Source organism: Alicyclobacillus pomorum DSM 14955 (assembly GCF_000472905.1).
GTDB lineage: Bacteria > Bacillota > Bacilli > Alicyclobacillales > Alicyclobacillaceae > Alicyclobacillus_A > Alicyclobacillus_A pomorum.
Map to the genome: position 1 here is coordinate 171,429 of NZ_AXAR01000006.1, position 15,359 is coordinate 186,787.

The window sequence follows — 15,359 nt, forward strand, 5'->3', positions numbered from 1 at the left end:
TATGATGTCCAATCAGTACCGTCAGTGTGATGTACGGATCCACAAAAACAGATGAAGTATTCACGTTCGCCTATAGGCGCATATCATGATCAAGGTCGCGCTTACGCCCAAGACATGGAGCCATGCCGAGAGGCTTTCAAAGAGAGGAGGGGAGAATATGTTTCACAAAGGCAAAGATACTCCAAGCGGCTCACGTGTGGAAAAAACCAAAGAGCAACAGGCAAACCTCCAAAAACCTATCATATTCCAAAATGCAATAACAGCATCATCGATGTCATCAAGGTTTAAGCCTATAACGAGTACGCCGTCTGTCAATCATACCCAATCCGTAGGGAGAGATGTTCATCATAAAGACACACCTACTGATGTCACTACTGAAGCGGCTGAAGCAGCTGATGCCCAAAGTGTGTCTACAGATTTTTCTTTCTCGTCCACTGATGATCATACATTACTGCCTGATGTCGATATGCCAACGCCAATGTCCGACACTGAAAAGGAAGTTGCACACCCCCTATATACCGTTCATGAACCAATCATAGAAGTACCTGTGTTAATCGCTCGGACCGATATTCAAGTGGACCTTGTAAGTCATGTAGATATCCCACACTCTGTCCTATCCGTGACAGATATTCGTTGGCGTGTCCATCCGCTAAATTCCCGCCTCCTCCTTCCTACAAATAAGCTTATTGTAAATGGAGTATTTACTGCGTACATAGAGTATCAGACTGTGGGGTCACCAAGTGAGCTGCGTTCGGCATCTACGAACTTGACTTGGCGTAAAGCGCAGACTGTCACGTTTCTCTATCCCCCGATTGTACCTGCACATCGAGAATTCAAGATGTACACTTTTCAAGGCAATCAATCACGTGATCTCACTACACACAGAGAACAGGTCGATTTGAACTTTGAAAAACCGTTCTCACGTTTGCGTCTATCCCGTATTGTTTCCACAGAACAAATCCAATCCGATGGAAACACTAGTCACATCCGTCTCCATGTAAGTGCTGCGTTATCGATTCATCTTTTTCAAGTTCAATTGATCAATTGTCCACTGAAATCCTGAAACTCCACGTTTACCATACTGCATTCGTCCAATCACTTGACAGTACACAGTGCATAGTATCGGGTAATGTCATCTCTCCAATAATGAAGGGTTTGAGCATCTCCGATCAGATTTTTCTGATGCCTTCTCAAAAGGAATCCGCACACCGATTTGGTGAAATATAGAAACGGAGGCTATCATCATGAGTGAAACTATGCCATTCGTGTCACTGATTATGCCGGCAAAAAATGAGGGCATCAATGTACTCACGACAATTGACTCCGCATTACAAGCCAAAACAAAATATCCATTTGAAATCATTATTGTGGATGATGGTTCGACAGATCAGTGCTGTGATTTTGTACATTCACACGAAAGTTCAAATCGGATGCAGTTGATAAGAACTGAAGGTATTGGGCTTGCGAGAGCCAAAAATCTGGGTGCGGAACGCTCTAAAGGGGATTTTCTCATCTTTTGTGATGCCCATCTTCAATTCGAAGATCTGTGGATAGATAGATTGTTAGAGCCCATTCGAAATCAGATGTGTGATGGGATAACTCCAGGGATTGCTCCAATCGATAATCCATCGCAAGTTGGTTACGGTCAAACGTTAAATTACACTTTGAGTGTCCAATGGAACGGCCTACAACAACAAACTCCATTTCCTACAGCCGTACTTCCAGGTGGATGCTTTGCGGTATCAAGAACTGTTTTCTTTGACATTGGTGGATTCGATAAGGGGTTTAAGGTCTGGGGATATGAAGATGTAGAGATTTCTCTAAAGATGTGGTTGTTTGGGTATAGATGTTACGCGCAGCCTGCCGTTAAAATTCTACATCTATTTCGTACATCATTTCCTTATACGGTATCCTACGACGATGTTTACTACAACATGTTGCGGATGGCTTACAGTCACTTTAATGAAACGAGAATTCATAAATGTAGGCAAATCATTCGGCAGTTGAACTCAAACTTAGACCACCTCGTTCGCTCCAACGGCGTATTAGAACAACGGCATCATTATTTTAATAGACGGAAACACGATGATAATTGGTATATGTCAACATTTCGAGTCCCATTTTAAGTGTTCTCGGAGAGAAGACCCTTATTATTTATTAACGCTCACACTTCCTGGTGGATGGTGGGCAGTTTTTCTTGTTCTGTTGTCGGCGCATTTTATAGATGAGTTACATAGGAAGATAGCGCGTTTCGTTTCACAGAGATGCGGATGCTTCGGAAGGCATATTCCGCACCCTCGTATTCCGGCTCCGCTGTGCTTTTTAAGGTGTGCACTGAAAATTCCGCACTTGCCTAAGATCCGGGATTAGGCGAATGCATACTATAGTGTCGAAAGCCTAACCGGGCTAGCCTAGACGAAAGTAGGGAAAAACATGGCTTTAGATCAGAGTCCAGATTTATTTACTTCGGCAACCATACAAGAGTGCTCAAACACATGTGTCCATCCGAAGATTACAACTGGTCATATTATTACGAAGACACCTGTCGTACTTGCCGAAGTCACAGTACAAGTGAACACAGACTTCAGGTTCACCGTCCCTAAACCAGTACTTGAAATCAAGACCATTGGCAAAAGACTTAAGTTAACGGAATCAGTACTGGCACTTCCTACGAACAAATTGTTTTTGAGAGGGTTTGTGCGCAAAAACATTCAGTTTGCTACACCAACCACTTTTACGGGAACAACGGTGAGTTCCACCATTGAATCTCTGACTGTCGACGTACCTTTCAGTTGCGTAACCGATTTAACCGGTAGGTTCATCACTCCACCTGTTCAACCCCGCGTGAACACGCGGTCAGAGTTTGAATTCTTTACTTCGGCATCGTTGGCTGGTACGGATGGATTCGCCTCAAAGGACGTTTTGAGCGCGGGTGACCTATCGGAATTTGATCAAACTAGTACTGAGTTCTTTAACGAACTGCCATTCGTTGAACTCATTTCCGCGACGTTCACAGAATTTGATTTATCGATTGGCCGCACACCAGGTACAGTGGTGGTTCCTACCCCTACACCTACCGTCGGACCGCCATTCGAAGAAGGTACCTTTACGATGATCGAGGAAAAAATGGCAATTGATATTACTCTCAAGATACTGCAGAACCAACAAATTCGTGTAATGTCTAAGCGGTCACACAAGGATGATGATGATGACTGCGAAGACGGGGATAAATGTTAAAGCACGATTCTCATTGGTCCGCCAGTCCATCGTCGCCATGAGACCGGAGTGGTGAATGTAAGTGAGGGAAGTGTTCATAGGCACGAGGATTGCTTATCAGTGACCTGTGGAAGGAAACGTAGTTGGGTCTAATTTCATGCCCATGGCATCGGACGAAGAGGCCTCTTGGCCTCTTCGTCCATGATTGGAACCTTTCGCCGTCTTCACTCGCCACTAAAGCAATCAGCTCGCTTCTGGGATGATTCACTGTGGTCCGATGCCGGATATCCTTGCTTTGGAGCCACCTATTTTTGTCACATTGGGTCATTGACTTATGATTCTTATCCCATGCAAGCATACGCTTCAACAGGCGTTACGACTCCCGAAGCCATTCGTGACGGAATACTGTCTAGACGATTCATGGGATTCTTATCCAAAAGGAGCAAGAGCTGTCCGTTGACCAAAAGTGGATGGACCTCGCGACGGCAATGTGTAACCTGGTACGGTGCTCTGAGAGGAGAAACGCTATGGTGCCCTATGGAAGTCTTCAATGGTCATTGTTGCCGGTAAAAGATCACACTCGGATCCCGAATCTCTTGTATGAAGTGTACAAAAGCAGGCCCGATTTGCAGCAGGCCTTTCCTAGGCCTTTCGGTATAGACGAACGTAAATTACTGGGCTGGGCTCAACACCGTTTAGCAACAGAATACGATATCGGGGATGACTTGAGCAGCCAATTCAGGTTGCCCGACGAAATCTTGAATGCTTTTCATTCCTCGTCTGATCATACAGTTCCAAATGGATTTTTTAAATGGGCCTTGACTCCAGTTAGCAATACGACACACATGCCGACTTTGATTTATGAAATATGGAAAACAAGGGCGGATTTGCAACTGCATTTTCCGGACCCATTGGGTTACGATCAGCCCAACCTATTGACGTGGGCACAATACAACTTAGCCCGCGAGTACTTCTCAGGAGATGATTTTCTTGGTCGGTTTAAAATTACCGAACACGTTACAAATTCGGGAATCATCTCTGACAATCTTAGAAAAGGCATAAACATTGTCGGATATGTACGGGGCGAGATGGGTGTTGGTGAATCCAGCCGCATGGCGGCCAGGGCAGTTCAAACAACAAACATTCCCTTCGGTATGATTAACTTCACGGTTGGCAGCCCATCACGGATGCAGGATTTATCCTGGAAACACAAGGAAATCGAAACACCCGAATACCTCGTGAATATCTTTCACATCAACGCGGATGGCTTGCAGATTGCTTACAATACCCTTGGATGGGGTTTTTTCAATGAACATTACAATATTGGTTATTGGCATTGGGAATTACCTGACTTCCCAGATGAATGGTGTGGCAGTTTTGATTTAGTTGACGAAGTATGGGTAGCGTCTAACTTTGTCTTGGACTCCGTATCGAAGAAATCTCCAGTTCCGGTGCATCGAATACCGCCTGGAATTCAAGTGGTATGCCGTCCGAATACGGACCGCTCATATTTCGGACTTCCGACAGATCGGTTTCTTTTTCTTTCTATGTATGACATATTCAGTACCCAACAACGAAAAAACCCCAAAGGAGTCATTGATGCTTTCCACAAGGCTTTTGGAAACAATTCTGCAGTTGGGCTGGTTTTGAAGATTAACAATGTCTACTCTAATCCCGAACAGGTAGAGGAAGTGAAAGCACTGAAACGATACGTACAAGGATTGAAAAATATCTATATTATTAACAGAACTTTGGACCGGGATGAAGTCAATGCATTGATCCAGTCTGTGGACTGTTTTGTTTCCCTACACCGTTCTGAAGGATTTGGTTTGGGGATGGCGGAAGCAATGTACTTAGGCAAGCCAGTTATCGGAACCAACTGGTCCGGAAATACGGACTTTATGCACGCTATGAATTCTTGTCCAGTAAACTACCAAATTGTGAATGTTGGTGCTAATTATGGTCCCTATAAAGCGAGCCAAGTGTGGGCGGAACCGGATGTTGAGCACGCGGCACACTTTATGCGCAAATTAGTTGCTGATAAAGCCTGGTACGACATCATTGCTCATAAGGGACAGGAAACCATTCTCAAGGAATTCTCGCCATCGGCCGTAGGGACAATGATTAAAAACAGGTTACAAAAATTAGAATTACTGTGAATCTTCTTATAATGACGCATGTCGATGGAGCTTTAGACCGTAAACGCGTACTATATGATGGCTGCACGCGATATGGATAAAGACTGGAGGATTGAATCATGAGGGTTTTTCAGATCCTAAATCGGGTCTTTCGTAAACACGGTCCAGAATTCGTTTCCGAGTTATACAACCAATTGTTACATCGCGAACCCGATGATTCAGGTTTTCGCGCTCATCTGGATATGTTAGCGTCCGGATCCACAAAATCCTCCGTATTGGAAGGGATATTATTCTCTGAAGAATTTCATACATTGATGTCCGCACCAAAACCTCCGCATGAGGAAGCGGGAGTAAAGGTTGCTCATATTTTATACCATGTGTTTCGCAGAGATGGCCAAGAGTTCGTTTCAGAACTGTATCGCGAGTTATTAAACAGAGAACCTGATGATGTAGGACTCACGCATCATGTAAACTTACTCACAAACGGTACTACGAAGGCAACGATATTGAAGCACCTTCTGTTCTCAACCGAAGGCCAGGCACTTCTTACTTTCCCGCTTCTGTGGCATGAACACACAACGCACATGCCACCAGGTCAGCCAGCGACTGAGACATTGGTCAGTATCATCATCCCGACGTTCAATAATGTAGATTTTCCTAAACAATGCGTTCACTCGCTGAAAAATACCGTCGAATCGGTCCATTTTGAGATCATCGTCGTGGATGACGGAAGCTCAATGGATGTGCAGCGGTCATTGCAGTCGTGGTCCGACGAAGCACGAGTTAAGCTCGTTCTGAAACCTGTGAATGAAGGGTTTAGCCGAACCGTGAACGCGGGTATCAGGATGGCAAGCGGTGAGTACGTGCTCTTACTCAACAATGACGTAATTTTCAATGAATCGGGATGGCTTGAAAAAATCATTGAAACCATCAATGCATCGCCGAATATCGGAATTGTGGGTGCTCGACTCCTCTATCCCGATGGAAGGATTCAGCATGCCGGCTGTTATCCATCTGCTCATGGTTGGTTTGACCATTACCATAGGTTTCAGCCTCATAACTACCCCGCGGCCCAAATAACGACTGATGTACCCGCAGTCACCGGCGCTCTCATGTTGATTCGACGCAGTGTACTTGAAGACGTGGGCTTCTTGTCTGAAGATTATTTTATTGCGTTTGAAGATATTGATCTATGCTACCGGGCAAGGCAGCACGGATGGAGAACAGTGTACTGTGGAGCAGCAAGTGCAGTTCACTTGGAAGGGCAGACACGGGGCAGAGATGAAGCCACGAAAGGAAAATTCTACACAGTCAAGGAACTCGAATCGAAATCAATTTTTTCCAAAAAATGGGGTAACTCCAACACATCGCCGTTTCAACACATACCCGTTATATACGTTCTTGAGCGAACAGGGTTGTCAGGCGGCATCAAAAACGTTTTCGAACACGTAAATCGTCTACACGATTCAGGCTACCAAGTGCAATTATTCGCGCTTGACAATCAACCGACGTGGTTTCCATTGCGAGCACCATTCCGTAAATTTTCCAATTACGAGGAGATGCTTCCCGAGCTCAGACGAATGAACGCGATAAAGGTGGCGACCTGGTGGAAGACCCTATCTGTTGTTCTCGACAGTTGCAATTCAAACCTTGGTGGATCTGGCATTCCTCTGTACCTGGTCCAAGACATTGAAGAAAGCTATTACCCTCATTCACCTGAAATGCAAGCGTTGGTTCGTAATACCTATCGTTCTCCAGCGCATCTGTTAACCATTGCAGATTGGACGAGGAGACAGTTGATGGAAAGATTTCAACGGCAGCCAACAAACATCTCCATTGCGGTTGATCTGGAGTTATTTAAACCAAACAGAACACATGACTACGATCCGTTTAGGATCCTTGCCTGCAGTCGAGGAAGTCAACATTTAAAGGGGTTTTCGCTAACGTCTGAGGCTGTCCGTTCTGTATGTCATCACGTACCCCAGGCCTCAGTTATGACTTTCGGCATTGAGCAACCACATCTGAACGGGATACCCCATTTTCATTTTTCGAACCCCGATGATCAGACCGTTGCTTACCTTTACGCAAATTGTGGGGTATTTGTACAAACCTCTATGCACGAGGGATTTGGTCTTCCGATTCTCGAAGCCATGGCATGCGGGGCACCGGTTGTCACCACCAAAGCAGAAGGCAATGAGGAATTTTGTATCAACGGAACAAACTGCGTGCTCGTGGAAAAGGGAAATATTGCAGGCATTGTTAATGGAATTACTAGAGTGCTCACAGATAGGGACTTTGCAAATGCCCTCTCGGCACACGGAAGAGAGACCGCACTCACGTACAACTGGGCAACAGTACTGTTTCAATTAAATAACGTCTTCGGCCGAGTCTTACACTCGCCTTAATATACACCAACCCAGGACGTGAAGAAAAGGTAGTGGTTCCCGTGACTGAAATTCACTTAAACAACATTGGAACGATGCTTGAGCCGACCGGGTACGCTAAGGCCAACCGTTACCTGATGTTCGAGTTAATGAAGCTTGGTGTTCACGTTCGTTTTACTCCCCACCATGTTGAAGGACCGAAAGTGCCACTTGATCCACACACCGAAGCCGTCATGGCCAGCTTGTACCAAAACACGTTAGCCAATAACCACATTGTTCTCTTTAATTTTCCGGGGCAATATTTCTATCGGCATCCGCATCATTACACAATTGGGTTAACCATGTTTGAACTTTCAGGTCTTCCTCCGTCATGGGTGACGAAATGCAACGAGATGGATGAAATCTGGGTTCCATCTGTTTTCAACCAACAAACGTTTGTGAACAGTGGCGTAGACCCAACGAAACTTTATGTCATGCCACTCGGTGTCGACACGGACTACTTCCGACCTGGTATACCACCATTGGCGTGCCCGAAGAGGCGGAGCTACGCCTTTCTAACGGTTTGTAGTTTTGATCTTAGAAAGGGTATCGATGTTCTCCTCCGGGCATTTTTTGAGGAGTTCTCCCCGCAAGAAGACGTGAGCTTGATCATCAAAACACGAGCCTCGACCGATGAAGAGATCCAGAATCAGCAGGCATTCATTGATCGAATTTCAAATGAAGTTACGGGAAAGAAAAGCGATTCTGTTCTCCTGTACAGCAGCATACAGTCCTGGAACGAGGAAGACATGTTGCGACTATACAATACTGCTGATTGCTACGTTCTTCCCACTCGAGGTGAGGGATGGAGTATGACGGTGATGGAGGCGATGGCCACAGGACTGCCGGTAATTACCACGAACTGGTCAGCTCATGTGGATTTCGTCAATGATTCCAATGGCTATCTTATTTCTGTCGAAAATCTCATTCCGTGTAACTCAGTTCCTAGCCTCATGTGGGCACAGCCTAGCACAGACCACTTGAAACAGCTTATGCGCCACGTCTACACGCATCCGGATGAAGCACAGGTCAAAGTCGCGAACGGAATGGATTTACTAAGAAGGAACTACAAGTGGGCAATGTGTGCGCAAACGATGTGGCGACGACTTCAAGATATCAGCCGGCAAGTCAACGGTTAAATCTGATGCTGCTCATACCTTCGGCACGCGATCTTTCTTGGTGCTCGCCTCATCAGTGAGGGGCTTTTTATCTTACCCTATTAAAGTGGAGACCGATTCGCTGTGCGATCACGTCTCCACTTTAACGCGGTAAATTATTGTCAACTTCTTTAAAACGGAAAAAGGTTACTGTTATTCTCTACCTGGATCTTTTCAAGGAAAGGGTCTGTCACCTGAATTGATGAAATCCTGGGGATACACAGCATGTTGATATCTCCTAATTCTCCAAAAATATTATCTGGGTTCATGGCATAGTTGCTTGGATTGTAAGCGCGTGGGGTGTGCCAGTAAAGGTCATATCCAAGGCTGTCGATAAATCGAATCAAGGAAGCGGCTCGATCCCGGCGGTTATTTTCCACATACAATATGGGGCTGTAGGACGCTAATGTGTGCACCGCCCCTCGCAAAACTCTTTCCTCCATGCCCTCAACGTCGATCTTCATGAAGTGACATGCGTTCAAAGCGAGGTCATCCACCTTCATTGCCGACACGTACTCACCCTGCACCTGGGGATCTGTATTGTTACCAATTTCCAATGATGCAAAGTTCAAAACTTGCTCCATAGGAAGATCCGGTATGAACATGCTTCCTGATTGATCGGAGATTGCCTTTTGGTAACACCATACGTTTGTTAGGCTGTTCAGTGCAACACTTCCAGCTAACATGTAAAAGATGAGGCGCTGAGGCTCGAAGGCCACCACTCTTCCTGAATCCCCAACAAGGCTTGATAACGCCAATGTGTGTGTACCAATATAAGCTCCGATGTCCAAAACAGTCATTCCCGGATGAAGGAATTGCTTCCACAACTCTATCTCCGCTTCCGCCCACTCCCCGTACAGGTCAATAGATCTTCCAATGCACTCATCGTGCTGATTGTACAGGATCATTCCATGCCGTCCGTTGCGCAACCGACAAAATTGTCCCATGCAACAATCTCCTTTTCCATCGTTTTTAGAGGGGGTTCCCCGTCGGCACTGGTTTGGAGCGCCGACGGAGGACGACAGTTTTTATACTGAGGGAGGCACGACATGAAGCTGTGAACGCCAGTACTCTAATGTGTCACGAAGGGTCTCTTCAAACGAAATCATCGGCTTCCATCCAGTTTTTTCGGAGAATTTGCGAGCATCACAATGAAGAAGTGGAACATCAGAAGGTCGCATTCGTTTGGGGTCTTCTTTTACGGTAATTTTGCGGTCAGTCATTTCCAACAGTTTCGAGAGAGCGTCACCGATTCGAATGGGTACACCCGAACCAATGTTGTATACTTCACCCGGTTCACCATGTTGCAAGGCCAAGACATAGGCACGAACGATGTCCCTCACATCAGTGAAATCACGCATCGCGTTGAGGTTCCCAACTTCAAGTATTGGTAGACGAATTTTACATTCAATTTCGGCAATCTGTTTGGCAAAATTAGACAAAACAAACGTGTCCCCACGTCGTGGCCCTTCGTGATTGAAAGTGCGAGTTCGAACAATATGCATGCCGTAGCTTTGGTTGTATTGGTATCCCATCATATCCTGCGCTACTTTACTCACGGCGTATGGACTGAGTGGGCGCAAGGGATTACTCTCCACAATAGGGGTCTCCTGTGGATGCACAAGGCCATATTCCTCACTCGAGCATGCAATCTGGATTCGTGTATTCACATCGTATTTTCGTACGGCTTCGAGCAAGTTTATCTGTGCACCGACGTTGTTCCAAAACGTGTCTGCCGGAGAGTTCCACGAAGTCGGGACAAAACTCTGAGCCGCAAGGTGATAAATAAAGTCTGGCTGAGTACTGAAAATCATGGAATCGACAGAATTGGAGTCTTTTAATTCGCATTCCATCAGATGGATTTTGTCGCGAATGTGGTGAATGTGGTCCATTCGACTACGCACACGATATGTTCCATACACTTCAACACCTTGGGTTAGCAAGTACTCGGCAAGGTGGCTTCCGACAAACCCTGTAATGCCTGTGACGAGCGCCTTCACCTCTACATGTCTCCCCTCACAAGAAACTGTGAAAACCTTCACGTTCCATCGTGCTCAGAAAGTGTTTTAAGTCATGAACCTTATCTCGATGACAGACAAATAGAACATCTTTTGTGTCAATCACTATAAGATCATGAACTCCAAATAACGAGACCAGATCACGCTCGGACTCTACAAAACAATTGGATGTCTCCAACTCAAAAACACGGTTTGGAAGACTGACATCTGGTGGAAAGTGTTTGAAGACTTCGGTCCAATTCCCTAGATCCGCCCAACGAAAGCGAGCTGGAATCATGTATAGATCAGAAGCTTTCTCCACAAGTGAATATTCAAAAGTAACTTTGGGAAGCTTGGTATAAATGTCACGAACTCGCTGTTGATCACCAGAATCCATACATTGTCGTAGATGAATGAGAGTCTCGAAAAATTCCGGCGCGTGACGCCTAAATAACTGCCACACGGTAGAAATTTTCCAGGCGAAAATACCCGCGTTCCAGTAGTATCGACCGTTGGAGAAATACTCCAACGCCTTGGCCTGATCAGGCTTTTCGACAAATGCTTGCACTCGTCTGTACCTAGACTCGTCTTCGTCTGCCACCATGACATATCCGTATGCTGTGGCCGGGTAGGACGGCTGCACTCCCACCAGTACAATACCGTCGGTCAAACGGGCAGTACGAACAGCGTCTCTCAAACATTCACGAAAGGCATGATCGTCGCTTACGAAGGAATCAGCAGGGAGGACAATTACGATGTCCTCGTCCTGTGCACCCATTGTCTCGAGGTACAGTAATGAGTAACCCAAGCATGCTGTTGTACTTTGAGCAGTTGGCTCTACAATGGTATGATCTGGATAAATATCTGGAACCTGTTTCTTGATCATCCCCAAGTACTCGTCGGGGGCGACAACGTACAGATCTTCGAAACCAGGATGGCCTCTGAGTCGTTCTACGCTTTGTTGTATTAACGACCTTTGATGTTGAAACGATATGAATTGCTTTGGAGTAGACACACGGCTCTTTGGCCACAAACGTGTTCCTTTGCCTCCAGCCATCAACAACACATGGATTCTGTCGGACATCTATTATCACCCCCTATGATGGTTGCGCAGTGACCCCGACTTAGGATAGTAAAGGCCGTTTTGAGTCCGGGACTACAACACCGCAGCATGGCTTCCAAACAGTACTATCCAAGCTTTGGATTCCACACAATACGTTTTGATCATGTCCGGTGATTCGGCGGATGTCCCATCGATGAATACCGAACGAGGATTTCGTAAACGGGAAGGTGTTTTATGGAATAAACCATGTTATAAGCCTGCTTTGGAATCCTGTATTAGGAAAATAGACGGACCGAGGTGCATCATCTGAACTTACACGAAAAGGAATGGAATGCGCGAGAAGTGAGTAGCGAAATTACGTTAATAACCCGCGGTCTACAGGGGCAGGTGTGACGTGCTGGTGTGGAGACCAAGTCACCTGTCTGTGTCATCTCCGTACACCAAGAATAAGATACATTTAGTGAGTCTCATGTCGGATTCGTAGCGCCTTGAGAAGAAATTTTTATGGCGTAAACTGTAATCATGAGGAAAACAAATTGTAAGTAAGTTGCCAAACGTGCGGCAGCATATGCTACGACATCCAATCCACGGAGGTATGGCTGTGAAGGTAAGTGTCATTTTAACAAGCTATAATCGTCCAAGGCAGGTCGTTAAAGCTGTAGCTAGCGTTCGAGCACAAACTTACTCTGATTGGGAACTTTTCATCGTCGATGATAACTCCAATGACGAAACGAAGGCTGTGTTAAATGCCATCGTGGCTTACGAGCCAAGATGTACAGTGATACATTCCGGTGTAACGCACGAAGAGCGGGCAAAAACGACCCGATATGCTACTTGCATTAACCTCGCGAATCCGAAATTAACGGGCGATTTGGTTTCCTATCTAACCGATGATGATATCTATTACCCAGAACGATTCCAAAAAATGGTCGATATCTTCGAGAGACGACCTGATATTTTTGTCGTTTATGGAGCGCAACGAGTCATCACTGTAAAACAAGGTCGGATTACAGCACAACAAGTACGGCCTTTAGTGGGTGTTACGCGTTCGCCGGCTTCTTTAATAGATCACAATTCTATTATGCACCGTCGAAGTTGTTTTGAAGTAGTACCACGTTGGGATGATCACCCGGCACACTGGGGCTCGGCAGATGCAGTTTTCTTTACCCTGTTGGCTGAACATTGGGATTTTCATCCCGTAAATTTCATTACTGATGAACATCGTTTACATCACGATAGTGTACAGGTCAAGCTTTCTCATAGTGTGGATCCCTGGGAGGGTGGTTTTGAAAATTAAGGTAAATAAGTCGAGTTTGCATAAAATGTAAAAGGAAGGGATGACCTGGAATGGAAACTGTGAGTGTAATCATTCCGGTCCACAACCATGAACAGTTCATCGGAGAAACCATTGAAAGTGTAATGAACCAATCGTGCCCTCACACTCAAATCATCGTCGTCGATGATGGTTCCACGGATGGTACAAGAAATGTACTTGAAACGTACGGGGACAGAATTGAAGTGATTCGACAAATGAATGCCGGTGTCGTCGCCGCGAGAAATACCGGGATCAACAAAGCAACAGGAGATTATGTGTGTATCTTGGACTGTGATGACCTGTTCCTTCCGAACAAAGTCGAGCTCCAACTTGCGGTTTTCCGGAACAGACCTGATGTAGGACTCGTGCATACCGGCGCAATGGTTGAACGAAAAACCGATACGGGGTGGGAAACCTGGTATACCTATATTCCCGTTAACTTCTTTACTAGGGAAGCGTGTATCAAGGCTTTGCTGCGGTCAAATTTGATTGTGTGTTCGACTGTGATGGTGAAGCGTGAGTTGTTTTCACAAGTAGGACTTTTTGATGACACCTATCGTTACAATGGTGAGGATTATGACATGTGGCTACGACTACTTACTCGTTGTAACTTCGAATCCGTTCCTCAAGCACTGCTCAAATACCGCTGGCATGGTGGAAACATGAGCCAATACACGGATCCATCGCTTATTCGTAGAGTTCAAATAGAAGGTGCTAAACGGTTTGGACGCGATATCCCTAAGCGCTCACTGTGAGCCCATCGGTTGTCCCGCTTGGTCTAAAGCCCTCCCCCGCCTCCATTTATCCCTTGTCTCCAGTACCAATTTATTCAGGAAATCGGCACCTATCCATTCCACCCTCCTGGTCCCTGAATATGTTGGAAACGGGCAGAAACGTATCGTCTGGACGGTTGACGGATAGAAGGAGGCCGCTATGAAGGCACTACTGTTGAGCGGAGGGAGCGGATCGCGTTTACGTCCCCTCACATTTACGGGTGCAAAACAACTCATTCCTGTAGCGAATAAGCCGATTTTGTTTTATGCCATAGAATCGATTCGTGACGCAGGCATCAGAGATATTGGTATTGTGCTTGGCGCAACTGGCGATGAAGTGCGCTCCATGGTGGGGGATGGGAGCCAGTGGGGTGTCCACATCACTTACATTCAGCAAGATGCCCCACGCGGCTTGGCTCATGCAGTGCAACTCGCGGAGCCGTTTATCGGAACTGAGCCATTCCTGATGTTCCTGGGTGACAATATGATTCAGGATGACGTGAGGCCGTTTGTAAAGGACTTTGAAAATCACCGATGTAATGCGCTGGTATTACTCAGTGAAGTACTGGAACCGCAGAGATTTGGCGTTGCAGTACTGTCTGAGGGGCGTTTAGTTGGGCTGGTTGAAAAACCAAAAAACCCACCGAGCAACCTCGCACTCGTTGGCGTGTATGTATTCGATCACCACATTTTTGATTCTATAAAGAAAATCCAGCCCTCCTGGAGAGGCGAGTTGGAAATTACGGATGCAATTCAGCAGCTGATGGATGATGGACTTGATGTCGACTATCGAACGGTAGATGGTTGGTGGAAGGACATAGGAAAGCCGGAGGATATACTGGATGCCAACCGGGTGATATTGGAAAGGATTCCCGCAACCATTCAAGGGAGTCTGGACGACCAATCGAGTGTCGCTGGCCGCGTTCAGGTGGAGATTGGAGCAACCATCGTCAATAGTGTCATCAGAGGACCTGCAATCATTGGTCAAGGTGCAAGAATTGAAAACGCCTATGTAGGCCCTTATACCTCGATATGTCCAAATGTGCAAGTCCTAAACAGCGAAATCGAAAACAGTATCGTACTCGAGAACACTGTCATTCGCGACATTGAAACCCGCATCGACGGTAGTTTGATTGGTAAAAACGCGTCAATCACTGCTTCCGAGGCGAGACCTCGGACGATTCGACTTGTGTTAGGAGACCAGAGCCGAGCCGAGGTTCGTTAGGCATCACCACGCACAGATAACACGATTCGTAGCCAGTGGAAAGCCATCGCGG

General features: G+C 46.1%; 12 protein-coding genes. 9 read left to right on the forward strand and 3 right to left on the reverse strand.

The genetic code is table 11. From position 1 onward, the window contains the following. Positions 1-157 precede the first annotated feature (157 nt). From YWK_RS0108350 to YWK_RS0108380, 6 genes are all read left to right on the forward strand, one after another. Positions 158-1,063: a hypothetical protein gene (locus tag YWK_RS0108350; protein ID WP_026964435.1), complete on the forward strand. Its 906-nt coding sequence runs from the start codon at positions 158-160 to the stop codon at positions 1,061-1,063. A 181-nt stretch (positions 1,064-1,244) separates the two neighbouring features. Then, positions 1,245-2,126 (forward strand): glycosyltransferase family 2 protein, encoded by an 882-nt coding sequence (locus tag YWK_RS0108355; RefSeq protein WP_211231388.1) that lies wholly within the window; start codon positions 1,245-1,247, stop codon positions 2,124-2,126. A gap of 307 nt (positions 2,127-2,433) precedes the next feature. Then, complete coding sequence (locus tag YWK_RS0108360) at positions 2,434-3,237, forward strand: CsxC family protein (protein WP_026964437.1); 804 nt, start codon at positions 2,434-2,436, stop codon at positions 3,235-3,237. A gap of 506 nt (positions 3,238-3,743) precedes the next feature. Further along, a complete protein-coding gene (locus YWK_RS0108365) occupies positions 3,744-5,375 on the forward strand; it encodes a glycosyltransferase family 4 protein (protein ID WP_245578559.1) in 1,632 nt (543 codons plus the stop codon). Between the two features lie 98 nt (positions 5,376-5,473). Beyond that, positions 5,474-7,759, forward strand: a complete 2,286-nt coding sequence (locus YWK_RS22460) for a glycosyltransferase (protein ID WP_084453578.1) — start codon at positions 5,474-5,476, stop codon at positions 7,757-7,759. A 41-nt stretch (positions 7,760-7,800) separates the two neighbouring features. After that, on the forward strand, positions 7,801-8,916 hold the full coding sequence (locus tag YWK_RS0108380) for a glycosyltransferase (protein WP_035466447.1): 1,116 nt from the start codon (positions 7,801-7,803) through the stop codon (positions 8,914-8,916). 149 nt (positions 8,917-9,065) lie between these two features. Here YWK_RS0108380 and YWK_RS0108385 read toward each other — a convergent pair whose 3' ends face one another. The 3 genes from YWK_RS0108385 to YWK_RS0108395 all read right to left on the reverse strand — a co-directional run bounded on the left by YWK_RS0108385 (position 9,066) and on the right by YWK_RS0108395 (position 12,015). Then, positions 9,066-9,881: an FkbM family methyltransferase gene (locus tag YWK_RS0108385; protein WP_026964440.1), complete on the reverse strand. Its 816-nt coding sequence runs from the start codon at positions 9,879-9,881 to the stop codon at positions 9,066-9,068. A gap of 81 nt (positions 9,882-9,962) precedes the next feature. Beyond that, complete coding sequence (locus YWK_RS0108390; RefSeq protein WP_026964441.1) at positions 9,963-10,934, reverse strand: GDP-mannose 4,6-dehydratase; 972 nt, start codon at positions 10,932-10,934, stop codon at positions 9,963-9,965. Between the two features lie 16 nt (positions 10,935-10,950). After that, positions 10,951-12,015, reverse strand: coding sequence for a mannose-1-phosphate guanylyltransferase (locus YWK_RS0108395; RefSeq protein WP_026964442.1), 1,065 nt, complete (start codon positions 12,013-12,015; stop codon positions 10,951-10,953). A gap of 580 nt (positions 12,016-12,595) precedes the next feature. Between YWK_RS0108395 and YWK_RS19010 the strand changes: the two genes are divergently transcribed. From YWK_RS19010 to YWK_RS0108415, 3 genes are all read left to right on the forward strand, one after another. Next, positions 12,596-13,291, forward strand: a complete 696-nt coding sequence (locus tag YWK_RS19010) for a glycosyltransferase family 2 protein (RefSeq protein WP_051375374.1) — start codon at positions 12,596-12,598, stop codon at positions 13,289-13,291. Positions 13,292-13,341: 50 nt separating this feature from the next. Continuing rightward, positions 13,342-14,064 carry a glycosyltransferase family 2 protein gene (locus YWK_RS0108405; RefSeq protein ID WP_026964443.1) on the forward strand — a complete coding sequence of 241 codons (723 nt, stop codon included), beginning with the start codon at positions 13,342-13,344 and terminating at the stop codon, positions 14,062-14,064. A gap of 178 nt (positions 14,065-14,242) precedes the next feature. Then, the gene (locus YWK_RS0108415) at positions 14,243-15,307 is read left to right on the forward strand and encodes a glucose-1-phosphate thymidylyltransferase (RefSeq protein WP_026964444.1); all 1,065 of its coding nucleotides are present in this window, start codon (positions 14,243-14,245) and stop codon (positions 15,305-15,307) included. Positions 15,308-15,359: the final 52 nt, after the last annotated feature.